Origin of the sequence: Phyllobacterium sp. 0TCS1.6A (assembly GCF_026420825.1) — a bacterium.
Taxonomy (GTDB): Bacteria; Pseudomonadota; Alphaproteobacteria; order Rhizobiales; family Rhizobiaceae; genus Phyllobacterium.
In genome coordinates this window covers 157,549-184,271 of the sequence record NZ_JAPMAB010000001.1, presented here as the reverse complement: position 1 = coordinate 184,271, position 26,723 = coordinate 157,549, and the positions used below count along the sequence as shown (strand labels likewise).

22 protein-coding genes are annotated in these 26,723 nt (G+C 62.7%); 12 read left to right on the top strand and 10 right to left on the bottom strand.

Annotation, left to right across the window (positions count from 1 at the left end):
* Positions 1 to 942 carry an N-acetylmuramic acid 6-phosphate etherase gene (locus OSJ75_RS00855; protein WP_267226204.1) on the bottom strand — a complete coding sequence of 314 codons (942 nt, stop codon included), beginning with the start codon at positions 940 to 942 and terminating at the stop codon, positions 1 to 3.
* Positions 943 to 1,139: 197 nt separating this feature from the next.
* Here OSJ75_RS00855 and OSJ75_RS00850 point away from each other — a divergent pair, with 197 nt between their 5' ends.
* From OSJ75_RS00850 to ugpC, 9 genes are all read left to right on the top strand, one after another.
* On the top strand, positions 1,140 to 2,018 hold the full coding sequence (locus OSJ75_RS00850) for a BadF/BadG/BcrA/BcrD ATPase family protein (RefSeq protein ID WP_267226201.1): 879 nt from the start codon (positions 1,140 to 1,142) through the stop codon (positions 2,016 to 2,018).
* Complete coding sequence (locus tag OSJ75_RS00845; RefSeq protein WP_250013169.1) at positions 2,011 to 2,799, top strand: GntR family transcriptional regulator; 789 nt, start codon at positions 2,011 to 2,013, stop codon at positions 2,797 to 2,799. The genes OSJ75_RS00850 and OSJ75_RS00845 overlap by 8 nt, the downstream gene beginning before the upstream one ends.
* Positions 2,800 to 2,807: 8 nt before the next feature.
* Entirely contained in the window at positions 2,808 to 3,818 is a 1,011-nt protein-coding gene (locus OSJ75_RS00840) for an SIS domain-containing protein (protein WP_267227018.1), read from the top strand.
* On the top strand, positions 3,815 to 4,975 hold the full coding sequence (nagA, locus tag OSJ75_RS00835) for an N-acetylglucosamine-6-phosphate deacetylase (protein WP_267226199.1): 1,161 nt from the start codon (positions 3,815 to 3,817) through the stop codon (positions 4,973 to 4,975). Before OSJ75_RS00840 ends, nagA begins: the two co-directional genes overlap by 4 nt.
* Positions 4,976 to 5,026: 51 nt before the next feature.
* Positions 5,027 to 5,626 carry a bifunctional nicotinamidase/pyrazinamidase gene (gene pncA / locus OSJ75_RS00830; protein WP_250013167.1) on the top strand — a complete coding sequence of 200 codons (600 nt, stop codon included), beginning with the start codon at positions 5,027 to 5,029 and terminating at the stop codon, positions 5,624 to 5,626.
* 148 nt (positions 5,627 to 5,774) lie between these two features.
* Positions 5,775 to 7,085 (top strand): sn-glycerol-3-phosphate ABC transporter substrate-binding protein UgpB, encoded by a 1,311-nt coding sequence (gene ugpB / locus OSJ75_RS00825; RefSeq protein WP_250013166.1) that lies wholly within the window; start codon positions 5,775 to 5,777, stop codon positions 7,083 to 7,085.
* Positions 7,086 to 7,158: 73 nt separating this feature from the next.
* Complete coding sequence (gene ugpA, locus OSJ75_RS00820) at positions 7,159 to 8,049, top strand: sn-glycerol-3-phosphate ABC transporter permease UgpA (protein ID WP_250013165.1); 891 nt, start codon at positions 7,159 to 7,161, stop codon at positions 8,047 to 8,049.
* A gap of 9 nt (positions 8,050 to 8,058) precedes the next feature.
* Complete coding sequence (gene ugpE, locus OSJ75_RS00815) at positions 8,059 to 8,907, top strand: sn-glycerol-3-phosphate ABC transporter permease UgpE (protein ID WP_267226196.1); 849 nt, start codon at positions 8,059 to 8,061, stop codon at positions 8,905 to 8,907.
* 3 nt (positions 8,908 to 8,910) lie between these two features.
* Positions 8,911 to 9,987 carry a sn-glycerol-3-phosphate ABC transporter ATP-binding protein UgpC gene (gene ugpC, locus OSJ75_RS00810; protein ID WP_250013163.1) on the top strand — a complete coding sequence of 359 codons (1,077 nt, stop codon included), beginning with the start codon at positions 8,911 to 8,913 and terminating at the stop codon, positions 9,985 to 9,987.
* A gap of 66 nt (positions 9,988 to 10,053) precedes the next feature.
* Here ugpC and OSJ75_RS00805 read toward each other — a convergent pair whose 3' ends face one another.
* The 4 genes from OSJ75_RS00805 to OSJ75_RS00790 all read right to left on the bottom strand — a co-directional run bounded on the left by OSJ75_RS00805 (position 10,054) and on the right by OSJ75_RS00790 (position 13,975).
* On the bottom strand, positions 10,054 to 10,836 hold the full coding sequence (locus OSJ75_RS00805; protein ID WP_267226193.1) for a MetQ/NlpA family ABC transporter substrate-binding protein: 783 nt from the start codon (positions 10,834 to 10,836) through the stop codon (positions 10,054 to 10,056).
* 25 nt (positions 10,837 to 10,861) lie between these two features.
* The gene (locus tag OSJ75_RS00800) at positions 10,862 to 11,527 is read right to left on the bottom strand and encodes a methionine ABC transporter permease (RefSeq protein ID WP_250013162.1); all 666 of its coding nucleotides are present in this window, start codon (positions 11,525 to 11,527) and stop codon (positions 10,862 to 10,864) included.
* The gene (locus tag OSJ75_RS00795) at positions 11,517 to 12,617 is read right to left on the bottom strand and encodes a methionine ABC transporter ATP-binding protein (protein WP_416362511.1); all 1,101 of its coding nucleotides are present in this window, start codon (positions 12,615 to 12,617) and stop codon (positions 11,517 to 11,519) included. Before OSJ75_RS00795 ends, OSJ75_RS00800 begins: the two co-directional genes overlap by 11 nt.
* Before the next feature lie 260 nt (positions 12,618 to 12,877).
* A complete protein-coding gene (locus tag OSJ75_RS00790; protein ID WP_267226192.1) occupies positions 12,878 to 13,975 on the bottom strand; it encodes an NADH:flavin oxidoreductase/NADH oxidase in 1,098 nt (365 codons plus the stop codon).
* 96 nt (positions 13,976 to 14,071) lie between these two features.
* On the opposite strand from OSJ75_RS00790, the gene OSJ75_RS00785 reads away from it, so the two are divergent.
* Positions 14,072 to 14,389, top strand: a complete 318-nt coding sequence (locus OSJ75_RS00785; protein WP_267226190.1) for an ArsR/SmtB family transcription factor — start codon at positions 14,072 to 14,074, stop codon at positions 14,387 to 14,389.
* Between the two features lie 291 nt (positions 14,390 to 14,680).
* Entirely contained in the window at positions 14,681 to 17,023 is a 2,343-nt protein-coding gene (locus tag OSJ75_RS00780; protein WP_250013159.1) for a putative bifunctional diguanylate cyclase/phosphodiesterase, read from the top strand.
* Here OSJ75_RS00780 and OSJ75_RS00775 read toward each other — a convergent pair whose 3' ends face one another.
* The 5 genes from OSJ75_RS00775 to OSJ75_RS00755 all read right to left on the bottom strand — a co-directional run bounded on the left by OSJ75_RS00775 (position 17,024) and on the right by OSJ75_RS00755 (position 24,249).
* Positions 17,024 to 18,841, bottom strand: coding sequence for an acyl-CoA thioesterase (locus OSJ75_RS00775; RefSeq protein WP_267227016.1), 1,818 nt, complete (start codon positions 18,839 to 18,841; stop codon positions 17,024 to 17,026).
* A 206-nt stretch (positions 18,842 to 19,047) separates the two neighbouring features.
* A complete protein-coding gene (locus OSJ75_RS00770; protein WP_250013158.1) occupies positions 19,048 to 19,842 on the bottom strand; it encodes an inositol monophosphatase family protein in 795 nt (264 codons plus the stop codon).
* Between the two features lie 20 nt (positions 19,843 to 19,862).
* Entirely contained in the window at positions 19,863 to 20,924 is a 1,062-nt protein-coding gene (locus tag OSJ75_RS00765) for an ABC transporter ATP-binding protein (RefSeq protein ID WP_250013157.1), read from the bottom strand.
* Positions 20,921 to 23,149, bottom strand: a complete 2,229-nt coding sequence (locus OSJ75_RS00760) for an ABC transporter permease (RefSeq protein ID WP_267226187.1) — start codon at positions 23,147 to 23,149, stop codon at positions 20,921 to 20,923. The genes OSJ75_RS00765 and OSJ75_RS00760 overlap by 4 nt, the downstream gene beginning before the upstream one ends.
* A gap of 71 nt (positions 23,150 to 23,220) precedes the next feature.
* Complete coding sequence (locus OSJ75_RS00755) at positions 23,221 to 24,249, bottom strand: ABC transporter substrate-binding protein (RefSeq protein WP_267226185.1); 1,029 nt, start codon at positions 24,247 to 24,249, stop codon at positions 23,221 to 23,223.
* A 252-nt stretch (positions 24,250 to 24,501) separates the two neighbouring features.
* Here OSJ75_RS00755 and OSJ75_RS00750 point away from each other — a divergent pair, with 252 nt between their 5' ends.
* On the top strand, positions 24,502 to 26,691 hold the full coding sequence (locus OSJ75_RS00750; protein ID WP_267226182.1) for a sensor histidine kinase: 2,190 nt from the start codon (positions 24,502 to 24,504) through the stop codon (positions 26,689 to 26,691).
* Positions 26,692 to 26,723 lie beyond the last annotated feature (32 nt).

Sequence of the window (26,723 nt, the reverse complement as noted above, 5' to 3'; positions counted from 1 at the left end):
TTAGTCTCCTGTTGCACCCTCAGCAGTGCCGTTGACGAGAGCCATGCTCCCTTTCAGTTCCGAAAGCGCCGGGCGAAGCCTCTGTTGATTGCTTTCGAGAATTCCTAATGCCGCATTGCCATTTTCCGCGCCGGCCGCCAGAAGCACCGCCGCCTTGACCGAGCCGCCGCTGGAATCGAGATGGCGGCGCGCCGCATCGAGATCGCAGCCGCTGATCGCCGCGACGATCCGCGCGGCGCGATCGCGCAATTTGATATTGTCGGCAATGAGATTGACCATATAGCCGTCATGCACATGGCCGAGCTCGACGGCCATCAGCGTGGACATGAGGTTCAGCGCCAGTTTCTGCGCCGTGCCCGCCCCCATCCGCGTCGATCCCGCCACGATCTCCGCCGGCGTTTCGAGCACGATCGCAACATCGGCGGCGTCGAGCAAAGGGACATTGCTGTTGTTGGCGATGCCGATGATCCTCGCGCCGCGCTGCCGCGCCTGCCCCATCGCGCCGAGCGCATAGGGGGTCGTGCCGCTGGCGGAAATGGCGATGAGGCAATCCTTCGGGCCTATATTCGCGCCGGCAATATCGCGCGAGGCCTGCTCGACATCGTCCTCGTAGCCGCCGGCGAGACGCTCCAGGCTGGCGAGACCGCCCGCCAGCAGAAGCACGATCCTGTCGGCCGCGATACCGTATGTGCCTGGAATTTCGAGTGCATCGGCCAGCGCCATCAGGCCGGAACTGCCCGCGGCCGCATAGACGAGACGCCCGCCATCGGCGAGCGTCCGGGCAGCCAGTTGAGCCGCACGGGCAATGGAAGGAAGCGCCGGGCGCACCGCTTCGGCCGCAGCGATCTGGGCATCGAGCAGCAGGCCAAGAACCTCGGCGGGCGACTTCTCGTCCAGCCCGACGGCCTTGTCGTTGCGTTGCTCTGTGCGGGTAAGCGCCACTGATTTCTCCTCGTTGGTGTAATTAATGCCAAAAAAATACCACTTGTCCAGCAAATCTTAAAATTTTCTGACCATGGCGCAGGCGTGCTGTAATTTACCCAATAAAATCAGCTAATTTGGCAAAAACGATCATTTACCGAAATTAACACTTGGCTATTGGTACTTTATTGGTATTCTAGGTGATGGAGGGCAATCGCGTGACTTATCTCCTGGGAATTGATGGCGGAGGCACTGGCTGCAGGGCGGCCGTGGCGGATATGGAAGGCCGCATTCTCGGCACGGGCCGCAGCGGCTCGGCCAATATCATGACCGATATGAACGTCGCCCGCACCAATATCATCGAGGCCACGACATTCGCGCTGCGGGATGCGGGACTGGATGCCGCTGAAATCTCCTCGCTCGACGCGGTTCTCGGCCTTGCCGGGGCCAATGTCGGCAGCAATGCCGCCGACTTGCGCGCGGTGCTGCCCTTCCGCAATGCCAGCGTCCATTCCGACGGTTTCATCGCCCTTCAGGGCGCCATCGGCGATCATGACGGCACGGTCGTCATCCTTGGCACAGGCTCGGCCTTCATTACCCGGGCCGGCGGCGAAGTGCGCTTTGCCGGCGGCTGGGGCTTCAAGGTCGGCGATCTTGGCGGCGGGGCACGGCTCGGCCGGGCGCTGCTTGAAGAGACGCTGCTCGCCCATGACGGGTTCCACCCCTCGTCCGACCTGACGGCAAAGGTCATGGCGCGGTTTGGCGGCGATCCCCACGCGATCGTGCAATTCGCCCATGCGGCGACGCCGAGCGATTTCGGCGCATTGGCGCCGATGATCTTCGACCACGCGGATAATGGCGATGCGGTCGCGGCGGGGCTGCTCGATGCGGCGGTTCGCCAGATCGAAGAAGGCCTCGCGACGGTCATGCAGCCGGGCGCGCACCGCCTGGCGCTGCTTGGCGGGCTGGGACCGCTCTACGAACCGCGGCTTTCGCCCGCCTATCGCGCGCGGCTGCACAAGCCGTTGAACGACGCCCTGACGGGGGCCGTGCAGCTGGCGGTGAAGCAATTTGCATTGGAGCGTATCCATGGCTGACGGACTGGTCTCGATACTGCCGTCGCTGAATGACGGCTCCACCATGGGCGGGCCGCTCTACGTGAAACTGCAGCGGCTGATCGAAAATGCCGTCCGCGACGGCTTGCTCAATCCCGGCGATGCCTTGCCGCCGGAGCGGGAACTCGCGGCCATGGCGGATATTTCGCGCGTCACGGTGCGCAAGGCCGTGCAGGGACTGGTGCAGGAGGGGCTGCTGGTCCAGCGCCACGGTTCCGGCACCTTCGTCGCGCCCCGTTCGGCCCGTGTCGAGCAGTCGCTGACGCACCTCACCTCCTTCACCGAGGACATGGCGCGGCGGGGCATGATCGTGCGCTCCACATGGCTCGATCGCGGCGTCTATGCGCCCTCGCCGGAAGAAATGGTGACGCTCGGGCTGAGTTCGGGGGAAAAGGTCGCCCGCATCAGCCGCCTGCGCGTCGCCAACGACACACCCATGGCAATCGAGCGGGCCGCGCTTTCGGTGCAGGTGCTGCCAAATCCCGAACTGGTCACGCTGTCGCTCTATGCGGTGCTGGCGGAGAGCGGCAATCGGCCGGCGCGCGCGATCCAGCGCATTTCCGCGGCAATCCTGCGGGAGAGCGACGCGAAGCTGCTGCAGGTGCCGGCGGGTTCTGCCAGTCTCAACATCGAGCGCATATCCTATCTGGAATCCGGCAGGGTGATCGAGTTCACGCGGTCGATCTACCGTGCCGACGCCTATGAATTCGTTGCCGAACTGAAACTCGGCAGCTCGTCCGAAATATCAGGAGCAGTGCTTTGACCACCCTCATGCGCGAAGAAATTCTATCGATCCCGGATGTCGCGACCCGGTTTCTCGACCAGTCGCGCGGCATGCTGGCCTCGGTCGGAGCCGAACTGCGCAGGAAGAACGCGCCATTCATGGCCTCCATCGCCCGGGGTTCCTCGGACCACGCCGCCGCCTTTCTCAAATATGCCAGCGAATTGACGGCGGGCGTGCCGGTGGCATCGCTCGGCCCTTCGGTCGCCTCGATCTATGGCGTCAGCCTGAAGCTCGGCCAGGCCGCCACCCTGTCGATCTCGCAATCCGGCAAGAGCCCCGACATCGTCAGCATGACGCGGGCGGCGCGGCAGAGCGGCGCCCTGACCATCGCCATCACCAATGCGATCGATTCCGACCTTGCCCGCACCAGCGAATATCCGATCGACATATTGGCGGGGCCGGAGCGCAGCGTCGCGGCGACCAAATCCTTCGTCAGTTCCGCCATCGCCGGCCTCGCGCTGATCGCCCACTGGACGGAGAACGACGATCTGCTGGCCGCCATCGATGCGCTTCCGGCCGCCCTCGCCAAGGCGCTCGCCTGCGATTGGTCGCCCTTTGCCGCCGCCTTGAAGGACGAGGCCTCGCTTTTCGTCCTTGGTCGCGGTCCATCGCTGGCGATTTCCAACGAGATCGCGCTCAAATTCAAGGAAACCAGCGGCGTCCACGCCGAATCCTACAGTGCCGCGGAGGTGATGCACGGGCCGAAGGCCATCGTCGGCAAGGATTTCCCCATCCTCGTCCTCGCCTCGCGCGATGCCGCCGAAGCCTCGATCGCCGAGGCTGCGGACCGCCTGGCCGAACAGGGCGCGGCCGTGTTCATCACTTCGGACAAGGCCGCGTCGGCAAGGACGCTGCCTTTCGTGACGACCGCGCATCCCTTGACCGATCCCCTCGCCGCCCTTGTATCCTTCTATGCCTTCGTCGAAGCATTCGCGCGCAGCCGGGGCCATAATCCCGACCAGCCGCCCCATTTGCGAAAAGTGACCGAAACTCTATGAGCACGGAATTTGCCCTTGTCGGGGCCGAGATATTCGACGGCGATGAATGGCACTCCGATTGCGCGCTCGTCGTCGATGGCAGCACCATTGCCGGCATCGTTGCCGCCGGCTCGCTTCCGGCCGAAACGCGGCGCGTCGCGCTCCCGGGCGGCAGGCTCGTTCCCGGCTTCATCGACGTCCAGGTGAATGGCGGCGGCGGCGTCTTGCTGAATGACGGCCCCAGCGCCGAAATCATCGCCCGCATCTGCAGCGCGCATTTCGCCTTCGGCACCACGGCGCTCCTGCCGACGCTGATCACCGACACGCCCGCAATCACCGCCGCCGCCATTGCCGCCGCCAAGGCTGCGGCGCGCGACCGGGTGCCGGGCTTTGCCGGCCTCCACCTCGAAGGCCCGCATCTCTCCGTCAGCCACAAGGGAACGCACGATCCGCAGCTGATCCGGCCGATGGACGATGCCGATCTCGTCGCCATCATAGAGGCGGCGCAGGAGATACCCGTGCTGCTGACGACGCTTGCGCCCGAAACGGTGCCGGCGGAAAAGATCACCGCCATGGCCGATGCCGGCATCATCGTCAGCCTCGGCCATAGCGGCGCCAGCTTCGAGGTGGCGATGGCCGCATGCGACGCCGGCGCCAGCATGGTCACGCATCTGTTCAACGCCATGAGCCAGCTCGGCCACCGCAGCCCCGGCCTCGTCGGCGCCGCCCTGCAGTCCGGCGCGCTCTCGGCCGGATTGATCGCCGACGGCTTCCATGTCGACAAGGCGGCGATGTCGATCGCCCTGCGCGCCAAGCAGGGACCCGGCCGCATATTCCTGGTGACCGATGCGATGTCCACCATCGGCACCGACATCACCACGCTCACGCTCAATGGCCGCACGATCACCCGCGCCGGCGGACGGCTGACCCTGGCCGACGGCACGCTGGCCGGCGCCGATCTCGACATGATATCGGCGGTGCGCTTCGTCCACCGCGAGCTCGGCCTGCCGCTGGAAGAGGCGCTGCGCATGGCGTCGCTCTACCCGGCGCAGAGCATCCGCATCGATCATCATCGCGGCAGGATCGCCGCCGGCTATGCCGCCGACATCGTCCATCTCGGCGACGATCTCGATGTGAACCATGTCTGGGTCGGCGGCGATACGCACTACGCGCGTTGACGCGGGCCGCCGCTTGGCCGTAGTCTTGCCGCTCACCGAGAGAACCCGACAATGACCAAGGACGCCCTGATCGTCATCGACGTGCAGAATGATTTCTGCCCCGGTGGCGCGCTCGCCGTCGACGCCGGCGATGAAATCCTGCCGATCGTCAACAAGCTCATCCTTCGTTTCGACCGTGTCATCCTCACCCAGGACTGGCACCCGGCGCAGCATTCGAGCTTTGCGTCCTCGCATCCCGGAAGAGCGCCCTTCGACACGATCGCCATGCCCTATGGCGAGCAGACATTATGGCCCGACCACTGCGTCCAGGGCTCGGTCGGCGCCGAGTTCCATCCGGATCTGCACTGGACCAAGGCGCAGCTTGTCATCCGCAAGGGTTTCCGCCCGCACATCGACAGCTATTCGGCCTTTTTCGAGAACGATCGCCGGACGCCGACGGGGCTTGCGGGCTATCTGCGCGAACGGGGCATTACCCATGTCACCTTTGTCGGCCTCGCCACGGATTTCTGCGTGGCCTATTCGGCGCTCGACGCCGTCAGCCAGGGTTTCACCGCCGAGGTGCTGATGGATGCCTGCCGCGGCATCGACCTTGCCGGCTCCATGAAGATCATGACCGATCGCATGCTGAAGGCGGGCGTCACCCTGATCTGAAGCCCAATAAGTGAACAGCTGCGCATTTTTCCACAGGCCGGCCGTCCGAAAAAAGCCGGCGGACAGAAAACTGTTGTTTGTCTGTCACATAATAAGGATACTGACCGCAAGCGCACTGAAGATGACGCCTCACGAATGGGAGAAACAAATGCAGATTGACAGCCGCAAGATCAGCCTTGCACTAGGCTTTATCCTCGCCTCGTCCACTTCATCCTTTGCCGTCACCGAAGTCTCCTGGTGGCACGCCATGTCCGGCGCCAACAACGAGGTGGTGAACACGCTGGCCAAGGAATTCAACGAAAGCCAGAGCGAATACAAGGTAACGCCCGTATTCAAGGGCACCTATCCCGAAACGCTGAATGCCGGCATTGCGGCCTTCCGCGCCAAGCAGGCACCCGACATCATCCAGGTCTTCGATGCGGGCACGGGCGTCATGATGGGCGCCGAGGGCGCCATCAAGCCGGTCGCCGACATCCTGTCGATGGGCGATTCGAAGTTCGACAAGAGCCTCTATCTGCCGGGCATCGTCGCCTATTATTCGAAGCCGGACGGCACCATGCTGTCCTTCCCCTACAACAGCTCCTCGCCGATCCTTTATTACAACAAGGACATCTTCAAGAAGGCAGGTCTCGACGAGAACAACCCGCCGAAGACCTGGCCGGAAGTCTGGGAAGCGGCGAAGAAGATCAAGACCAGCGGCGCGGCCAATTGCGGCTATACCTCGACCTGGCTCACATGGATCCATACCGAGAATTTTGCCGCCTGGAACAACGTCTCCTTCGGCAGCAACGAGAACGGCATTGCCGGAACCGACGTCGAACTGAAGATCAACGCCCCGATCTTCGTCAAGCATTTCCAGGAACTGGCCGATCTCGCCAAGGACGGCACCTTCCGTTACGGCGGACGCACCTCGGAAGCCAAGCAGCTCTTCACCTCCGGTGAATGCGGCATCTTCACCGAATCCTCCGGCGGTCTGGGCGATGTCGTCAAGTCGGGCATCAATTACGGCACCGGGCAGCTGCCCTATGAGCCGGAAGCCCAGGGCGCACCGCAGAACACCACGCCCGGCGGCGCGAGCCTCTGGGTCTTCGCCGGAAAGTCCGACGAGCAGTACAAGGGCGTCGCCGCCTTCTTCGCCTTCCTGTCGAAGACCGAAATCCAGGCGCGCCTGCATCAGGTCTCGGGCTACCTCCCGGTTACGCTCGCAGCCTATGAAGAGACGAAGAAATCCGGCTTCTACGACAAGAACCCGGCGCGCGAGATCCCGATCAAGCAGATGATGGGCAAGGCACCGACCGAGAACTCCAAGGGCGTTCGCCTCGTCAATCTTCCGCAGGTCCGCGATATCGAGAACGAGGAGTTCGAGAACATGCTGGCCGGCAAGCAGACCGCCCAGCAGGCGCTCGACAATGCTGTAGAGCGCGGCAATGCCGCCATAAAGCAGGCCATCGGCCAGTAAGCATCGTTACAACGCAATCCGTCCGCGGAATTCCAGCGCGGACGGATCCCTCTTTGATAAAGCGAGATTATTCATGGCATCGTCCACCCGCGTGACGTTTCCGAATAAATTATTGCCCTATCTTCTCCTTGCCCCGCAGCTCGCGATCACCATCATCTTCTTCTATTGGCCTGCCTCGCAGGCCATCCAGCAATCGGTGCTGCGCGAGGACCCGTTCGGCCTGGCGACGCAATTCGTCGGCCTCGGCAATTTCAAGCGCGTCCTCAACGATCCGAACTACCTGAATTCCCTGCAGGTGACCGTGGTCTTTTCGGTGGCTACGGCGCTGATAGCGATGGCGCTCGCGCTTTTGCTCGCCGTCATGGCCGACAAGGTCGTGCGCGGCAAGGGCATCTACCGCACATTGCTCATCTGGCCCTACGCGGTGGCGCCGGCAATCGCCGGCATGCTGTGGCTCTTCCTGTTCAACCCCTCGATGGGCACCCTCGCCTATCTGATCCGCTCTACCGGCTATAATTGGGATCCGCTGCTGGACAGCGGCCAGGCCATGGTGCTGGTCGTCGCCGCGGCGGCGTGGAAGCAGATCAGCTACAATTTCCTGTTCTTCGTCGCCGGCCTCCAAAGCATCCCGAAATCGCTCATCGAAGCCGCCGCCATCGATGGCGCGGGCGAAAACAAGCGGTTCTGGACGATCATCTTTCCGCTGCTGGCGCCGACGACCTTCTTCCTGCTCGTCGTCAATACCGTCTACGCCTTCTTCGACACGTTCGGCATCATCCATGCCGTCACCGGAGGCGGCCCCGGCAAGGCGACGGAAACACTGGTCTACAAGGTCTACAATGACGGTTTCGTCAATCTCATTCTCGGCGACTCGGCGGCGCAATCGGTGATCCTCATGGTCATCGTCATTGCCCTGACGGCCATTCAGTTCCGCTATGTCGAGCGGAAAGTCCATTACGGCTAGGATGCGGACATGATCGAGAACAATCCCATAGGCCGCTTCATCGCCCATTTCATCCTGATCCTGGGCATAGTGATCGTCGCCTTTCCGATCTACTACACCTTCGTCGCTTCGACGCAGACCCTGCAGGAGGTGATGCGTCCGCCGCTGTCGCTCCTGCCCGGCGCCCATTTCTGGGAGAACTACAAGGCGGCGCTGTTCGGCGGCGTCGGGCGCATCGGCGGCGTCGGCGTCGACCGGCTGCTGTTCAATACGCTGGTGATGGCGCTTGGCATAGCGATCGGCAAGATCGTCATTTCCATCCTCTCGGCCTATGCGATCGTGTTCTTCCGCTTCCCCGGGCGCATGGTGTTCTTCTGGCTGATTTTCATCACATTGATGCTCCCCGTCGAGGTGCGCATCCTGCCGACCTACAAGATCATGGTCGATCTCGGCCTCATCGATACCTATACCGGGCTGATCCTCCCGCTCATGGCTTCGGCCACGGCGACCCTACTGTTCCGGCAATTCTTCATGACGATCCCCGGCGAACTGGTGGAAGCGGCGCGCGTCGATGGCGCCGGGCCCTGGCGCTTCTTCAAGGACATCCTGCTTCCCTTGTCGAAGACCAACATCGCCGCGCTCTTCGTCATCCTCTTCATCTATGGCTGGACGCAATATCTCTGGCCGCTGCTCATGACGAACCGCAACGACATGGCCACGATCGTGATCGGCCTGCGGAAAATGATCTCCTTCGCCGATGCCGATACCGAATGGCATCTGGTGATGGTCACCAGCATTCTTGCCATTGTCCCGCCCATTCTCGTTGTCGTCCTGATGCAACGCTGGTTCGTGCGCGGCTTGGTCGAAACGGAGAAGTGATTTATGGCAAGCGTAGAATTGACCGATGTCCGCAAGGTCTATGGCAGCTCGGTAGAAGCGGTCAAGGGCGTGAACATCGCCATCGAGGATGGCGCGCTCTGCGTGCTGGTCGGCCCCTCCGGCTGCGGTAAATCAACCTTGCTGCGCATGATCGCCGGGCTGGAATCGATCACCGGCGGCACCGTCCGGATCGACGACAGGACGGTCAACGACCTTGGACCCGCCGAGCGCGATATCGCCATGGTGTTCCAGAATTATGCGCTCTATCCGCATATGAAGGTCTATGACAACATGGCCTATGGCCTGCGCAATCGCGGCATGCCGAAGGACCAGATCGACAAGCGGGTGCGCGAGGCCGCCCAGACGCTGGAGCTGACGCATCTCCTCGATCGCCGCCCGCGCGAACTTTCCGGCGGCCAGCGCCAGCGCGTCGCCATGGGCCGCGCCATCGTCCGCAACCCGAAAGTGTTCCTCTTCGACGAGCCCCTGTCGAACCTCGACGCCAAGCTGCGCGGCCAGATGCGGGTGGAGATCAAGAACCTCCAGCGCCAGCTCGGGGTGACCAGCGTCTATGTTACGCATGACCAGCTCGAAGCCATGACGCTCGCCGATATCCTGGTGGTGATGAATGCCGGTGCCGTCGAGCAGATCGGGGCGCCGCTCGACATCTACGAGAAGCCCGCGAGCACCTTCGTCGCAAGTTTCATCGGCGCGCCGCCCATGAACCTCGTTCATGTGACCAGCGACGGCAACGGCCTCATTCTCAATGATGGAACCAAGATCGGCGCGACCGGGCTTGCCGTGCCCGGCGAGGGCGCGGTGATCGGGTTCCGGCCCGAAGATCTCGAGGTTGCCGCCGACGAGAAGTCGCATGCCGGCGGGCTCGTGCTGGAGCTGGGCATTCTCGGCGTCGAGCCTGTCGGCGCGGAAAGCTATGTCTATGGAATTGTCGGCGGCGAAAGGGTGGTCGTGCGCGTGGCGGGCCGTTCGGCGTCGCAGACCGGCGACAGCCTGCGGGTAATCATACCCCGGGAAAAGCTCCATCTTTTCGGCAAGGACGGCAAGCGCCTGAACGATTGAGCCGGAAGAACCATTTCTGGACAGGCATAAAAAAGGCCGGGACGAACCCGGCCTTTTTCGTGATGCTTACCAGCTCGGTACCGCGGCACCCTTGTACTTGTCGAGGATGAACTGCTTCACCGGATCGGAGTGATAGGCCTCGATCAGCGTCTTCACCCAGGGCTTGTCCTTGTCGGCGGTGCGAACGGCGATCAGATTGATGTAGGGAGCCTTCTCGCCTTCCTTGAGGATGGTGCCGTTCATCGGGTCGAGACCGGCTTCGAGCGCATAGTTGGTGTTGATCGCGGCTGCATCGACATCGTCGATCGAACGGGGCAGCTGCGCGGCGTCCAGTTCCACGAACTTGAAGTTCTTCGGGTTCTCGGTGACGTCATTGACCGTTACCTTGAGGCCCGCGCCTTCCTTCAGCTTGATCGCGCCCTTATCGGCGAGGATGAGCAGCGCCCGTCCGCCATTGGTCGGATCGTTGGGGATGGAAATCGTCGCGCCATCGGCCAGTTCGTCGAAGCTCTTCACCTTCTTCGAGTAGACGCCCATCGGGAAGTTCACCGTATAGGCGACATCGACGATATCGAACTTGCGGTCGGCGATCTGGTTGTCGAGATAGGGCTTGTGCTGGAACGAGTTGGCGTCGAGCTCGCCATCGTTCAGCGCCTGGTTCGGAACCACATAGTCGGAGAATTCGAGGATTTCGATGTCCAGGCCCTTCGGCTTGGCCACTTCCTTCACCTTCTCCAGGATCTGGGCATGTTCGCCCGGCGTCGCGCCGATCTTGATCGTTTCGGCCAGTGCGCCGGTCGCGCCCAGGACCGCTGCCAGTGCGGCCACACCGAGAATTGTCTTCAACATCTCATACTCCTGTTGTGTTTCTTGATTATCTGGGACGGTTTCGCTTGTCGAACTGCCGGGCGAGACGGTCGCCGGCGCTCTGGACAAGCTGAACGAGCACGATGAGGACGACGACGACGACAGCCATCACATCCGGCATGAAGCGCTGGTAGCCGTAGCGGATGCCGAGATCGCCGAGCCCGCCGCCGCCGACCGCGCCGACCATGGCCGAATAGCCGATGAGGCTGACGATCGTCAGTGTCAGCGCCGCGGCGATACCCGGGCGGGCCTCGGCCAGCAGCACCTTGAAGACGATCTGCATGGGGCTCGCGCCCATCGCCCGCGCCGCCTCCGAAAGGCCGGAATCGACCTCGCGAATGGACGTCTCGACAAGGCGCGCGATGAAGGGAACGGTGGCGAGCGTCAGTGGAACGATGGCGGCATTGGTGCCGATGGACGTTCCGGCGATCAGCCGCGTGAACGGGATTATCGCGACGACGAGGATGATGAAGGGCGTCGAGCGCGTGGCGTTGACGATGAGGCCGAGCACCCTGTTGGTGCGCGGCGCCGGAAACAGCTCGCCCTTCTCGCTGGTCGCGAGGAAGACGCCGAGCGGAATGCCGAACAGCGAGCCGACGAGGCCGGCGACCGCGACCATGTACAGCGTCTGGCCGGTCGCCCTGATGATGAGATAGATGATGTCAGCGGACATAACCGAGCACCTCCGATGCGAGACCATGCTCCAGCAGGAAGGCGCGCGCTTCCCGCAGTTTTTCTGCGTCGGCCAGCAGCGACACGACGAGCAGGCCGAACGGGCGCCCCGCGATCTCGTCCACGGCGCCGGCCATGATGTTGACTTCTATGCCAAGCTCGCTGCCGAGGCGCGCCAGCATCGGCTCGGTCGCATTCTCGCCCTTGAAGATGACGCGGATGATGGCGCGCGCGCCCGGCGCCGCCTCTTCGCTCATGCGGCTGGTCAGGAACTCCGGTAGATGCATCCCCGAAAGCCCGCTCAGAAGCGCGCGTGTCGTCGGATGTTCATGCGCCGTGAACACGTCGAATGTCGAGCCCTGCTCGACGATGCGCCCGCCATCGATGACGGCGACATGGTGCGCGATCGTCTTGATGACTTCCATCTCGTGGGTGATGAGGAGGACGGTAAGCCCGAGTTCCCTGTTGATCTGGTGCAGCAGCGCCAGGATCGACCGCGTGGTCTCGGGGTCGAGCGCCGAGGTCGCCTCGTCGGACAGCAGCAGCTTCGGCTCGGTGGCGAGCGCCCGCGCAATGCCGACCCGCTGCTTCTGGCCGCCGGAAAGTTCGGACGGATAGCGGTCGCGCTTGTCCGAGAGCCCGACGAGTTCGAGCAGCGGCGAGACGCGGCTTTCGATCGCACGACGGTCGAGCCCGGCAATCTCGAGCGGCAGCGCTATATTGTCGAATGCGGTACGCGACGAGAGCAGGTTGAAATGCTGGAAGATCATGCCGATCTCGCGGCGGACGGAGCGCAGGCTCTTCTCGTCCATGGCCGAAATGTCGGTTCCGTCCACATGGACCTGCCCGCTGCTCGGCTTCTCGAGGCCGTTGACCAGCCGGATCAGCGTCGACTTGCCGGCGCCGGAGCGGCCGATGATGCCCGTTACCGAGCCGCGGGGAACGGTGAGATCGATCCCGTCCAGCGCCACCACTTCCGCACTCGTCCTGCCGGCTGAAAACCGCTTCGAAACCTGGCGGAATTCCACCATGGGCGCGGCATCCCGCTGCGGGTCCCGGGCAACCGCCTGCGCCTTCGTCTTTATCGCCATCATATTCATCTGCGGCACGCACCCGGCCGCCCTATTGCCAATTTTCGACCGTCTATATAGGCGATCGACGATTTGCGATAGGCTTTGGTAAAAGTGTTGAACATTTAGGCTCGGTGATTGGTGGCGGGAAATCCTGCCACCAACATAGATGAGCGCCCTGCGGCCCAACAAGCAGCCGGTTTCATATTGTGGTCATATGCCGGAATCTTATTCTAAAAGAACCGTACTAACAGGTTGCAAAAACTGCATCTTTGCAGACGCTATGCCGCGCGGTAGCGATCCAGCCAATGCGCATAGGGCGCGGGCAGCACCCATGACGGGCGATCGACGCCGAGTTCCCGCGCCGCGCGGTAGGGCCAGTGCGGGTCGTTGAGCAGCGGCCGCGCCAGCATCACGAGATCGACCATGCCATCGGCCACCAGCTTCTCAGCCTCTTGCGGCGTGCTGACATACCAGGAGGTGGAGGCCGGCAATCCCGCTTCCTGCCGCACCCGCCCGGCGACTGGACCGAGGAACGCGGGACCCCAGGGGATATTCGCGGCATCGGTCGAGAATCCCATGCTGACATCGATGAAGTCGAGCCCCTCCTGCTTGAGGATGCGCACCAGTTCTACGGCCTCGGCCAGCGTTTCCTCGTCATGCCCGTCGAATTCGATCACGCCGAGCCGCATGGCCAGCGGCAGCTCCTGCGGCCAGACGGCGCGAACCGCACGGAACGTCTCGAGCAGGAAACGGCGGCGATTCTCGACACTGCCGCCATATTCGTCGGTGCGCTGGTTGGCGTGCCGGGAAAGGAAGCTCTGGGCGAGATAGCCATGGGCAAAATGCAGTTCCAGCCATTTGAAACCCGCAGCCAGGGCCCGGCGCGCGCTGTCCACGAATGCCTGCTTTACCCGGTCGATGTCGGCCCTGGTCATCGCCGCGGGCACCTTGGAAAGACCGCCGCCGTGGGCAATCGCCGATGGTGCTATCGTCGCCCATCCGCGCGGATCGCCTTCGGCAATGTGGTCGTCGCCTTCCCAGGGCCGGTTGGCGCTGGCCTTGCGCCCGGCATGGCCGATCTGGATGCCCGCCACCGCGCCCGCATCCTCGATCAGCTCCACCGCCGAGCGCAGGCCCGGGATCTGCTCGTCCTTCCACAGGCCAAGGCAGGCGGGCGTGATCCGCCCCTCGGGCGATACCGCCGTGGCCTCGACCACGACCAATTCCGCGCCGCCACGGGCAAGGCCGCCGAGATGCACGAGATGCCAATTGTTCACCAGCCCGTCTTCGGCGGAATATTGGCACATGGGCGATGCCGCGATCCTGTTCCGCAGCGTCACATTCTTCAGGGTGAATGGCTCGAAAAGTGCCGCCATCAGTTTCGTCTCCTTGGCATTGTCAATCATTTATTTGATAGTTCGATAATTTTCGAACAATAGCAATACACGATCATTTGTGCTAGAATCAAGGCCATGAGACAGTTTCGCCACCCCGCCCCAAGCGAGATCCAGCTGGAATCCGTCCTCTATGCGCTGAGCGATCCCATGCGCCTGTCGATCGTCCGGCAATTGGCCCGGGAAGGCGAAGCCACCTGCGCCGCGCTGGACGGTGGCCGGCCGAAGTCGAGCATGTCGCATCACTTCCGCATCCTGCGCGAAGCCGGCATCATCAAGACCCGCAATTCGGGCACGTCGCACATGAACGAACTGCGCCGGCAGGACCTGGAGAATGTGTTCCCCGGCCTGCTCTCGATCGTGCTGAAAGCACCCGAGACAGAGGTGACGCGCTGACAATGTACAAGTAGAGTTGTACTGGCGGCCGATGACACGCTTCCGGCCCCCAATACTTCCGGATTCATATTGATAATGGTTACCCGGAAGTTGATGAGATAATTATATTTTTATCTGTTGAAGATATCTGCCGCACCAATTCATGCGAGCTCGTCCGATATCGTTGAAGTGCCTCCCCTTCGGGGGCAAGGACATTGGTAACTATCAGGAAAAATGATAAGTATTTTAACCAATGCCGAACAAAATCACTCTAGCATGAATACAAGTACACACACTGCCTGAGGCCCGCGCGTGCGATTGTCCAAATTCATCAGCGTTGACGCCATCCGATCCCTGTTCGGAATGCGGGGAACCATAAACCCCACTGTGAAGCGTCGCGTCTACGCCGAGCAGATGGATGTCGCGCTGCGGCTTGCGCCGTTCACGGTTCTGGTCGCCATGTGCGTCGTGTTCGTGGTCACTTACGTATTCTGGGATTTCGGCCCGAAGCTCTATCTCGGCGGCGTCGCCATCACTGCGGCCCTGTTGACGGCGGTTTCGCTTTTCGCCTGCTGGCAATGGTACGAACTGCCCAAGGTCAAGGAACTCGGCTTCGACGCCATCCGCTACCTGATCATCATGTCGGCGCTCTACGGCATTTGTCTCGCCAGCATACCGCTGATGCTGTTTCTCGATGCCGACGCCTACCACCGGCTGCTCATCGCCTGTACCGCCGCCGGCCTGATGGCTACCGGCATCGGTATCGCCGTGGTGCCGCTGGCGGCGATCGCCTATTCCGGCACCATCATCACCGGCTCGTTCTTCGCGCTGGCGGCGACGGGCGAGGACTTTTTTCTTTTCATCGCCGTCCTTCTGGCCTTCTACGCGCTCTTCATCCTCTTCACCATCGTGCACATGAGCAATCTCATCGTCATGCGCACGCTCGACCAGATCAAGGTCGAGCAGCAGAAGGAGGTCATCAGCCTGCTTCTTTATGATTTCGAGGAGAATGCCAGCGACTGGATCTGGGAAACCGATGCGGATCTGCGGCTGCAGCACACCTCGCCCCGCCTGGCGCAGATCGCCGCCAAGACCACGCGCGAATTGCAGGGCATGCCTTTCGCACAGCTCTTCAAGATCGACCAGGCGCATCCGGAAGCGGCCGTCAAGGTCGGTTCCATGTGGCAGGCGATCGAAAATCGCCTGACGTTCCGCAATCATATCCTGCCCATCAACATCAAGGGCGAGACGCGCTGGTGGTCGCTGACCGGCAAGCCGATCTTCGACAATGCCAGCATGTTCATCGGCTATCGCGGCGTCGGCTCCGATGTCACCGCCGCCAAGCAGTCCGAGGACCAGCTTTCCTATCTCGCGCGCTATGACGTGCTGACCGACCTGCCCAACCGCACATTGTTCAGCGACCAGCTGCAGCAGGCGACCAGGGACCTCGACGCCGGCCTCTCCTCCTTCGCCGTATTCTGCATCGACCTCGACGAATTCAAGACCGTGAACGACAGTTTCGGCCATGGCATTGGCGACCAGCTGCTGCGGCAGGCGGCCGAACGGCTGCGCAACTCCTCGCCCGCCAGCTACACCGTCGCCCGCCTGTCCGGCGACGAATTCGCCATTCTCGCCCGCGGCGCCGATCACGCCGCGGCAACCGAACTCGCCCAGCAACTGGTCCAGAACATCTCGCAGCCGTTCTGGATCGACGGTATCCAGATCAATATCCAGCTCAGCATCGGCATAGCGATCGCTCCGACCGACAGTGTCAACGACATCATGCGCTGCGCCGATCTTGCGCTCTACCGCACGAAGAACGAGGGGCGGAACAGCTTCCGCTTCTACGAGGTGGAGATGGATGCGCGCATCGAGGCCAAGCGCGCGCTGGCAATGGACCTGCGCGGCGCCCTCGCCCGTAACGAATTCATCCTGCATTTCCAGCCCATCGTATCGGCGCAGACGCTCAAGACCGTGAGTTTCGAGACCCTGCTGCGCTGGAAGCATCCGGTGCATGGCTTCATCTCGCCGACGATCTTCATCCCGATTGCCGAGGAAACCGGCAATATCATGCCTCTCGGCGAATGGATCATCCAGGAAGCCTGCCGCATCGCCGCCTCCTGGCCGCAGGATGTCCATGTGGCGATCAACATCTCCGCCATCCAGTTCCGCCATTCGGATCTCGCGTCGATCGTCCGCGACGCCCTGAACAAGAACGATCTGAAGCCGAGCCGGCTCGAACTGGAAATCACCGAATCGGTGTTCCTCGAGGCCAATGTCGCCGCAATATCGCTGCTGCGGCAGTTCCGCGCCATGGGCGTCAGCATCGCGCTCGACGATTTCGGCACCGGCTATTCGAGCTTGAGCTATCTGCGCAAGATGCCGTTCGACAAGATCAAGATCGATCAGTCCTTCGTCCGCGACCTGCCGCACAATCGCGGCAGCCTGGCGATCATCCGCGCCGTCATGGGTCTCGGCGCGAGCATGGGCATGACCATCACCGCCGAGGGCGTCGAGACGCGCGAGCAGCTGGCCTGCCTCCAGAAGGAGGGCTGCGACCAGGTGCAGGGCTTCCTTTTCAGCCCCGCCGAACCGATGGAGAAGACCTTCGATCTTCTGTCCTTCGACCGGGAGCGCTACCAGGTCGCCAGCTGATCAGATCTGGCGCTTCGCCTGTTCCAGGTTCTGCGGGCGGTAGCTTGGCGACAGCCGCGAATCCTTGGGCCAATAGGCAAGGAAGCCCTTGATCACCTCGCCCGGAATATCGAGCGGCGCATAGCTGTCCCTGTCGACGAACATCAGCGACTGCTCGCCATGGCCGAGAAGCCCCTGCGAGGCGCTGTGGATCTCATGGGCGAGCGTGACGAATTTGCGGTTATGGCGGGCAATCTTGATGCGCACGCTGACCTGCTCGAATTCCTTCGATTCCCGGCGATAATCATGGGTGAAGGAGCGCGTGAGAATGTAGAAACGCGTGGTGGCCAGGTCGAAATCCGGCATGCACACATTGAAGAACAGTTCGCGCGCCTTGCCGACCCAGCGCACATAATTGGCGAAATAGACATTGCCGACCGAATTCGTATCGTCATAGGTCGGGATGAGCTGCATCACGAACCACTCGCCGTCGAAACCGTGCGAGGGCGAGATTTCCTCCAGGCCGTCGGCGGCGGCGATCGGCGACGGCGTCATCATCCGCACCGGCTGATCGACGATTTCCACCGGGACCGCCCTGGGTTTCGGGCCGATCAGCTCGATGATCACCGGCAGCGCGCCGATAAGGCCGATGAATGGCGAAATGAACAGGAAGCCCGGCACCGGCTGCACATAGCCGAGCACGAAAATCAGCGACGAGCCGCAGCCGATCATGAAGCTCAGCACCGGATCGAATTTCGGCTTGGCCCCGAGGGATTCGCAAACGAGGTTGGCCGACGCGCTGACGAACAGCGTCGCGAAGGGCATCATGAAATACATCAGCGAGAAATTCGCCGGCACCGCGACAAAGGCCACCCAGGTGGCGCCGATAAGCAGCCAGAGCGGCGAGGAAGCGATGTTGTCGGGGATGAGCGCCAGCAACGGGCTGTTGCTGCGCATGTTCTTGCCCTTGAGGAACCAGGCGGTGGCGCAATAGAAACTGTCTACCGTCGAGGCGAGCGCGATGACCGTCCAGATGACGAAGGCGACCACCAGCCGGGATTGGCCATTCTCGGCCGCAAGGACGGCCGCCGCCGATACGGCGCCCTGGGCGCTTGGCAGGCCGTCGATCGAAAGCACGCTGCCGATGGGCCCGATCGCCGAGGCCGTCAGCGCGTTGAGCAGGAGGAAGCCGAAGAAGATCAGCGCGCCGGCGCCGTAGGCGACGCCGACATTGCCGCCTTCCCGCTTGATCTGCGCCGCCCTCTGCCAGTGCTGGATATCGAGCCATGGCCCGAGCAGGAAGCCGATCAGCGTCGGCATGATCAGCCCGTAGAAGCGCGCATCGAAGCTCTGCAGCGGCACGCCCGGGTAGTCCGAGGTTGCACTCAGGCCGGCAAGCAGGACGATGGCCGCCGCGACCCCGATGATCGTATAGGCGATGTGGAGCAGCTTGAGCTGGCCGAGCGACAGGGCGTGGCCGACCGCGCAGGCGAAGAGCAGGAGAAGCGCGACGCCAAGCCCGGCGCCCTCGCCGACGATCGGTTGCCACAGATAGGCGACGAAGCCGAAGATCGTGACGATGAGCGCCGCCATCTGGAACAGCAGGAAGACGCCCGCATAGGGCCCCTCGATCGTTTTCATGATCTGGTCGGGCGAACGCGCGCTCCTGCCGAGAATATAGCCGAACAGCCACAGCCCGGCGACATTGGCGATGGCGAAGCCGAAGAAGCCCAGCCAGCCATAGGTCAACGTCACATGGAACGAATAAAAGAAGCCCAGCCCCCACAACCAGGACAATCCTATCGTCGGCGCCCAGACCAAATCTCGCACGAACTTCATCATGACCCAGTTTTTTCAGATCTCGGTGACCCACACACCGTACTTTAGTCGATGTTATTTGCCGTGATAAGTCAATGATCGAGACGGACGCTGGACGGTCGCAAACGATATTTTTTCGGTCATGGAAATAAATGCGCTCACATCCCCCTCATGCCGGGCGACGGGGCTTCGGACGGGGCGGGGGTTTGATTGCAGGGCGGTCGCCGTCAAAGCCCGGCGATGGCGCGCAGGTCGCCCACCGCACCATGGGCGGCGGCGAGCACCGGCGCTCCCTTGGTCAGTCCGGCGGCGACGGGGAAAGGATGATGCCAACCGCCGGCCTCCTTCACCAGGCAATAGCCGGCCATGCAGTCCCAGGCGTGCATATAAGGCTCGTAATAGCCGACGAGACGCCCCGCCGCCACATAGGCCAGCATCAGCGCGCCGGAGCCGTTGCGGATGAAATTGCCGCCGGCGCCGAGCAGTTTCTCGACGATCGCCGCCACCGCCGCCGGGGTGACGTGATGGTTCGCGCCGATGCCGGTAACCGCATTGCGGATCGTGCGGCTATCGTCGAGCTTGAGCGCTTTGCCGTTGAGCGTTGCGCCCATGCCGTCGGCGGCGGCGTAAAGCTCGTCATTGCAGGGTGCATGGATGACGCCTATGACGATCTCGTCGCCACGCAGCGCGGCGATCGATATGCACCAGCTTGGCATTCCATTGACGAAGGGGCTGGTGCCGTCGATGGGGTCGACCACCCAGGTGAATTCGGACGTCCCGGCACTGGCGCCATATTCCTCGCCAAGGACCGCATCGTCGGGAAACGCAGCCGCTATGCGCTTGCGGATGAGTTCCTCCACCTCGCGATCGGCGATCGACACCACATCCTGCGGATCGGCCTTCATCTCGACGACGAGTTGTTCCCTCGCCTCGAAATAGGAAAGCGCGGCCGCACCTGCCTCCCTGGCCATTTCCTGCGCCAGAGCAAAACGATCCTGTAACTGGGCGGCATGCGATGTCATGGGTGTTCCTTCGATGAACTTCAGTTTGTGATGAGTGCGATGCCGCGATCGAGGAAGCCGATACTGACTTCCGTCGTGGGCGCGAGGTTGCTGTCGGCGGCGGGATCGACGACGAACAGCGTGCCCGCTTCCGTCTCGACCTCATATTCCACATGGTCGCCAAGATAGGCGGCATATTTGATCGTTCCGCGCAGCGCGCCGTTCAGCGACGGATCAAGCGTGATCGCGTTCGGGCGGACCGCGATCTGCGCCGGCCCGGGCGCCACGCCCCTGCCCGGCACGGAATGTTCGAGCCCGCCGACGCGGATGATGGCGCGGCCTGCCTCGCTCCGCACGACTTCGCACGCCATCACATTGGCCTCGCCGATGAAATCCGCGATGAAGGACGAAGCTGGCATGTCGTAGAGTTCGCGCGGCGATCCCTGCTGGGCAATGCGCCCTTCCTGCATGACGACGATCCGGTCGGAAACCGCAAGCGCTTCCTCCTGGTCATGGGTGACATAGACGGCGGTGAAGCCGAGCCGCTGCTGGAGCTCGCGGATCTCGGTGCGCACGCGGCGGCGCAGGCGTGCATCGAGATTGGACAGCGGCTCGTCCAGAAGCAGGACCTGTGGCTCCAGCACCAGCGCGCGCGCCACCGCCACCCGCTGCTGCTGGCCGCCGGAAAGCTCTGCCGGCAGGCGTGAGCCGAAGCCGGCGAGACCGACCTGGTTCAGCCCTTCCTCGGCGCGCTCCCGCGCCTGTTTCTTGCCCATATTGGATGAATCGAGGCCATAGGCGACATTCTCCAGCACGCTCATATGCGGAAACAGCGCATAGGACTGGAACACCATCGAAACGTCGCGCTCATTGGCGGGAAGCATGGTGACATCCCTGCCGCCGATCGAGATCCGGCCTGATGTCGGATGCTCCAGCCCGGCGAGCATGCGCAGCGTCGTCGTCTTGCCGCAGCCCGATGGACCGAGCAGCGTCACCAATGTCCCGGGCTCGATCGACAGCGTCAGATCATGTATCGCGGTGAAGCTGCCGAACTCTTTGCGCACATTGGAGAAAACCACCGAACCTTGAAGATTTGCCGTCATTCCCTTGCCTTTTCTGCCGACGCGACGGCCGGTGCGAACTGCTGCGCTATGCGGTTCTCCCGCCGCAGCCGTCTTTCGCCGACCAGCAACTGGAAACCGCCGATGATGATGATCATCACGATGATCAGGGTGGAGGAATAGGCGACCGCGACGCCGTATTGCCCGTTTTCGACGAGGCCGACAATATAGGCGGTCGCCATGTTGTACTCCGCGCTGACGAGGAAGATCACGGCGCTGATCGACGTGATCGCCCGCACGAAGGAATAGACCAGCGCGGCGACGATGGCCGGGCGCAGCAGCGGCAGGATCACCTTGCGGATCGTGCGGAAGCTCGTCGCCCGCAGCGTCAGCGACGCCTCGTCCAGGCTCTTGTCGAGCTGGCTCATGGCCGCCACGCCTCCCCTGACGCCCACCGGCATGTTGCGGAAGACGAAACATGCGATGAGGATGAGCGCCGTGCCGGTCATTTCCAGCGGCGGCAGATTGAATGCCATCACATAGCTGATGCCGATGACGGTTCCCGGGATGGCAAAGCTCATCATCAGCGCGAATTCGAAGACATTGCGCCCGACAAAACGCTGGCGGACGATGAGATAGGCGGTCAGCAGCCCGACTATCGCCGTAAGCGGTGCGCTGATGAGGGCGATTTCCATCGTCGTCCAGAAGGAATTCCAGGCGACGCCGGTCCAGGCAATGGCCCCGTCGGCGAAGGAGAAGGAGAATGCGCGCCGGTAGTGTTCGAATGTCAGGCTGTTGTCGAGGCCCCAGGTTTTGACGAACCCGCCGAAGAATATCATGCCATAGATGACCAGCGTGAAGCCGATCCATGGCAGCACGATCGCATGGATCGCAATGGACAGGGCGCGCGGCAGCGCGATGTGGGCGCCGGAATCGCCCTTGCCCGTCACCGTCGCAAAGCTCTTTCCGGCGAGCCAGAACCGCTGGGCCAGGAAGGCCGAAAGGGTAAAGACGAGCAGGATGATGGCGAGGACCGCCGCCCGCGAAGGATCGGTCTGCGAGCCGACCACCGCGAAGAATATCTCGGTCGAAAGCACGCCATGGCTGCCGCCCAGCACCAGCGGATTGCCGAAGTCGGCCATGCTTTCGATGAAGCCGATGAGAAACGCATTGGCAAGGCCGGGCTCCATCAGCGGCAGCGATACCCGCCAGAAGGTGCGCCAGCGATCGGCCCGCAATGTCTGCGACGCCTCCTCCATCGATGGGCTGACGCCTTCGACCACGCCGATGAGGACGAGGAACGAGATCGGGGTGAAGGACAGCACCTGGGCGATCCAGATGCCCGTCAGGCCGTAGAGCCAGCGACCGGGCTCGATGCCGAACAGGCTGGAAAGCTCCTGTGTCACCACCCCCGCCCGTCCGAAGAGGAGAATGAGGGCAAGGCCGATGACGAAAGGCGGCGTGATGATCGGCAGGATGGTCAGGAGCCGCAGCGCCTTCTTGAACGGAAAGCGCGTCCGCGTGGCGATCAGCGCGAAGCAGAGGCCGAGGAATGTCGAGCCTGACGCGGTGACCACCGCGAGGAAAAGCGTGCGCCAGGCCACGCCGCAGCGATTGCCGCCGGCAAGGCAGTCGAGGCTCCAGATCGACGGATCCTGGATATTGCGGGTGAAGCCGGAAGGATCGAACGAGCCGTCGAAAGTCTGGAACGCGCCGACAAGCATGCTTCCGACCGGGTAGAACACGAAGATCGAGACGAGGAAGACCAGCAGCGCGATCGAGGCGATGACGAAGGCGTCGCCGCGCAACACGCCGCGCTCGGCGAGGCCGAAGGACAGCATCAGCGTGAAACTGATGGCCGTCAGCGCCGCGCCCGCCCCCATGGATGGCTGGCCGTCGGCAAGCGGGCCGAACAGCGTTTCGCTGATGGTCCAGCTCCAGCCGGTGAAACCGACCGCGAGCCCCTGCAGGACGAGGAACAACACGCCGGCGACGCCCGCGCCGACAAGCAGCCGCGAGCGCGCCGGGGAAACCGCCAGAAACCTTGCACAGGCGCCGATGGCGAAGATCGCGGCAATGACCGCGAGGGTCCAGCGATGGTGGGCAAGGATCTGGACGATGGCCGGGGCCTCGCCCGCGCCGCCGGGAAAACCGCCGAGCCAGTCAAGGCCGAAGAAGCCGCTTTCGATGCGGTACCATGGCAAGGCCACGAGCCCGGCAAGCCCGATGCCGAGCGCTATGTTCAATCTTCGGTCGCTTCGTTCCATTCAATCCGCCGATCGGCTCGAATTGCCACATGCCCGGCGGTCATCGCCGGGCACGGTCCAGGGTGCAGGCGCTAATTGGCGCTCGCGCCGATCTCCCGGTCCCAGCGCTCCAGCAATTGCTTGCGCTTGGCCGGATCGCCAAAGGTCTTGAAGTCGTAATCGATCAGCTTGATATCCTCGAACTTCGGTGCTTCCGGCGGCACGGTCGCGGATTTGTTGGATGGCAGCTGGAAGGATTTCGCCTCCTTCATGTGCGATTGGGCCTCGGCGGAAAGCGCCCAGTCGTACCATTGCCTGGCTTCGTCGAGATTGCGCGCGCCCTTGATGATCGACATCGAGCCGATCTCGTAGCCGGTGCCCTCGCAGGGCGCCACGGCCTTGACCGGGAAGCCTTCGGCGATCTGCGACACCGCATCATGCATGAAGACGATGCCGAGCGCCGTTTCACCGCGCGCCGCCGCCTTGACCGGAGCCGAGCCCGACTTGGTATATTGCGAGATATTGCCGTTGAGCTGCTTCAGATAGTCGAACGCCTTGTCCTCGCCCATGATCTGCACCAGCGAAGCGAGCGCGGTATAGGCGGTGCCGGAGGAATTCGGGTTGGCCATCTGGATCTCGCCCTTGAAGGACGGATCGGTAAGGTCCGACCAGCATTTGGCCTCCTTGAGCCCCTTCTGCTTGACGATATCCGTATTATAGCCCCAGCCGAGCGCGCCGGCATAGACGCCGACCGTCTTGTAGCCCGAACTCTCGGCCTGCTTCTTCGCCCAATCCTGCAACTGGTCGAGGAGCGGCGACTTGTATTCCTGCGTCAATCCCTCGGCGGCGGCCTGAAGATGCGGATCGCCGGTCCCGGCCCACCAGATGTCCGTTTTCGGATTGCGCGCCTCCGCCCTGACCTTCGCATAGGTCTCGCCGGAAGAAAGGCGGACCATGTTCACCTTTATGCCCTTTTCCTTCTCGAAGTTGGTCTTCATCAATTCGCAGATGACGACATCCGCCGAGCAGATGAGATTGAGATTGCCCGCCGCCCGTACCTCCGTCGGCATCAATTGGATTCCGACCGCCAGCGCAGCGCCAAATGCCACTATCGTACGCATGATTCTCCTCCCTGATTGGCGGCGCCTCCCTGCCGCAGGTCCATTTTTGCAAACCTGTGCAAAAGTTTCATATGCGCATCAAACTTGTCAAGCGGAACCGGCGGGCGCCGCTGTTTCCGAGCGGGAAAACGCCGCCGCCGCAACCTGCCGCCAGCCTCGCATGGCGCCGCGATGCTTTACAAGGCAGGCGGCGGGCGATATTCCCGCTAGGATGACAACCGCACCATCATGTGCGGCCAACAAGGCTGTCGGATGTCCGCGACCAAGAACATAGAAAAACCGCAGGTACTGCCCCGGGGCGCGCTGGGCATGACGCTGCTGGTGCTGGCTTCGACGATCATCTCCTTCGTCATCATGATGGGCGTCACCGGGATATCGCCGACGAAGCAGACGACGCAGATCATCATCGCGGCCAATGCCGTATCGATCCTGATCCTCATCTATCTTTCCTATGCGACGCTGCGCAAGCTGATCCTCTTCAAGAGCAAGGAGAAGCACCGCGACCTGCACACGAGCATCACGATAATCTTCGCGCTCATCGCGTCGATCCCTTCGATCATCGTCGCGTGCTTTTCGCTGATCGTCCTCGACAACCGCCTGAATTCCTGGATCAATCCGGAAAACAACCAGATCATCGACATGTCGATCAAGGCGGCGCAGTCCTATACGGAGGACAATGCCCAGAGCCTGCTCGTTACCACATTGTCGATGGTCATCGAGCTCGACGAGCGCCGCATGCTCTACAGTCTCGACCGCAGCGCCTTTTCCGACTGGCTGACCTATGATGCCGACAGGAACAATCTGCTCGGCGCCTCGCTCGTCCGCTCCGATGGCGAGGCCGTCGTGACTGCCCGCCTCTTCAACGACCTGACCCTGCCGCCGGTGCCGCTGGAGGCGCTGGCCGGCGCGGCGGGCGGCAAGCCGGTGCTCATCCCGCCGGGCGCGACCAATCTCGTCGGCGCCGTGATGAAGACGCAGAGCCTGCCGGGTCTCTATCTCTATACGATCCGCGCCGTCGATCCTTCGGCGCTCGGCAATATGCGGGTCATGACCGACAACAACCTGGAATATCAGGCGCTGGCCAGCAACCGCACCAACACGCAGATCACCTACGCCCTGCTCTATGTCGAGCTGACGCTGCTGCTGCTGCTGACGGCGGTGTGGACGGGCATCGCCGTCGCCAACCGCGTGGTCCAGCCGATCCGCCTGCTGATCGGAGCGGCCGAGGATGTCGCGACCGGCAATTTCGACGTATCGGTGCCGGTAAAGGGCTCCGACGGCGATATCGGCGCGCTGTCGCAGACGTTCAACAAGATGGTCGAACAGCTGAAGACACAGCACAGCGCCCTCATCTCGGCCAAGGACGAGATCGACGAGCGGCGCAGATTTACCGAGGCCGTGCTCTCCGGCGTCACTGCCGGCGTCATCAGCGTGAACGCCGATGGGAACATCGCCGGGCTGAACCGGCCGGCCGAGGCGATGTTCGGCGTTACCACCGAGGAAGCGACGGGCAGGACGCTCATCGACGTCATGCCCGAGATCGGCGAGGTTTTCGCTCTCGCCGCCGAAAACGACCGCCACTCGACCCGCAAGCAGATCGGCATCACCCATAATGGCGTGGTGCGCTCGTTCAACGTGCAGATCACCCGCGAAGAGGCGGAGACCAGGCACACCTCCTACGTCGTCACCGTCGACGACATAACCGATCTGGTGGCGGCGCACCGCTCGTCCGCCTGGGCCGATGTCGCCCGCCGTATCGCCCATGAGATCAAGAACCCGCTGACGCCGATCCAGCTCTCGGCCGAACGCATCCGCCGCCGCTACGGAAAGGTCATCGTCGAGGACCGCGCGGTGTTCGAGCAGTGCACGGATACGATCATAAGGCAGGTGGGCGATATCGGCCGCATGGTCGACGAATTCTCGGCATTCGCCCGCATGCCGAAGCCCGAGCTGACCGCCGCCAACATAGTGGACATCCTGCGCGACGCTTCCTTCCTGATCGAGATCAGCAAGGGCGCGATCAAGATCGAACATGAATTCGCCGATGAGCCGCTGATGGGCAATGTCGATGGCCGCCTGCTCGGACAGGCCTTCGGCAACATCATCAAGAATGCCTCTGAATCGATCGAGGCAGCACTGGAATCCGGCGCCATCGACCAGGGCCACGTCCTCGTCCGGGCCAAGGGCGTCGGCACCTCGATCGTCGTCGAGGTCCTCGACAATGGCAAGGGACTGCCGCAGCAGGATCGCCACAAGCTGCTGGAACCCTATGTCACCACGCGCGAGAAAGGCACCGGTCTCGGCCTCGCCATCGTCAAGAAAATCATCGAGGACCATGGCGGCCAGCTCGAAATGCACGACGCGCCGCAGGACTTCCACGGCGGACGCGGCGCGCTCGTTCGCGTCGTCTTTCCAAGGCTCATCGAGACGGCTGCCGCCTGATTTCACCCCCGGGCTCGCTTCGTTTCACTCTA

Excerpts from the sequence above, each read along its gene's own strand:
- OSJ75_RS00845 (WP_250013169.1), top strand. The coding sequence starts at position 2,011 with ATGGCTGACGGACTGGTCTCGATACTGCCGTCGCTGAATGACGGCTCC.
- OSJ75_RS00840 (WP_267227018.1), top strand. The coding sequence starts at position 2,808 with ATGCGCGAAGAAATTCTATCGATCCCGGATGTCGCGACCCGGTTTCTC.
- nagA (WP_267226199.1), top strand. The coding sequence starts at position 3,815 with ATGAGCACGGAATTTGCCCTTGTCGGGGCCGAGATATTCGACGGCGAT.
- pncA (WP_250013167.1), top strand. The coding sequence starts at position 5,027 with ATGACCAAGGACGCCCTGATCGTCATCGACGTGCAGAATGATTTCTGC.
- ugpB (WP_250013166.1), top strand. The coding sequence starts at position 5,775 with ATGCAGATTGACAGCCGCAAGATCAGCCTTGCACTAGGCTTTATCCTC.
- ugpA (WP_250013165.1), top strand. The coding sequence starts at position 7,159 with ATGGCATCGTCCACCCGCGTGACGTTTCCGAATAAATTATTGCCCTAT.
- ugpE (WP_267226196.1), top strand. The coding sequence starts at position 8,059 with ATGATCGAGAACAATCCCATAGGCCGCTTCATCGCCCATTTCATCCTG.
- ugpC (WP_250013163.1), top strand. The coding sequence starts at position 8,911 with ATGGCAAGCGTAGAATTGACCGATGTCCGCAAGGTCTATGGCAGCTCG.
- OSJ75_RS00805 (WP_267226193.1), bottom strand. The coding sequence starts at position 10,836 with ATGTTGAAGACAATTCTCGGTGTGGCCGCACTGGCAGCGGTCCTGGGC.
- OSJ75_RS00800 (WP_250013162.1), bottom strand. The coding sequence starts at position 11,527 with ATGTCCGCTGACATCATCTATCTCATCATCAGGGCGACCGGCCAGACG.
- OSJ75_RS00795 (WP_416362511.1), bottom strand. The coding sequence starts at position 12,617 with ATGGCGATAAAGACGAAGGCGCAGGCGGTTGCCCGGGACCCGCAGCGG.
- OSJ75_RS00790 (WP_267226192.1), bottom strand. The coding sequence starts at position 13,975 with ATGGCGGCACTTTTCGAGCCATTCACCCTGAAGAATGTGACGCTGCGG.
- OSJ75_RS00785 (WP_267226190.1), top strand. The coding sequence starts at position 14,072 with ATGAGACAGTTTCGCCACCCCGCCCCAAGCGAGATCCAGCTGGAATCC.
- OSJ75_RS00775 (WP_267227016.1), bottom strand. The coding sequence starts at position 18,841 with ATGAAGTTCGTGCGAGATTTGGTCTGGGCGCCGACGATAGGATTGTCC.
- OSJ75_RS00770 (WP_250013158.1), bottom strand. The coding sequence starts at position 19,842 with ATGACATCGCATGCCGCCCAGTTACAGGATCGTTTTGCTCTGGCGCAG.
- OSJ75_RS00765 (WP_250013157.1), bottom strand. The coding sequence starts at position 20,924 with ATGACGGCAAATCTTCAAGGTTCGGTGGTTTTCTCCAATGTGCGCAAA.
- OSJ75_RS00760 (WP_267226187.1), bottom strand. The coding sequence starts at position 23,149 with ATGGAACGAAGCGACCGAAGATTGAACATAGCGCTCGGCATCGGGCTT.
- OSJ75_RS00755 (WP_267226185.1), bottom strand. The coding sequence starts at position 24,249 with ATGCGTACGATAGTGGCATTTGGCGCTGCGCTGGCGGTCGGAATCCAA.
- OSJ75_RS00750 (WP_267226182.1), top strand. The coding sequence starts at position 24,502 with ATGTCCGCGACCAAGAACATAGAAAAACCGCAGGTACTGCCCCGGGGC.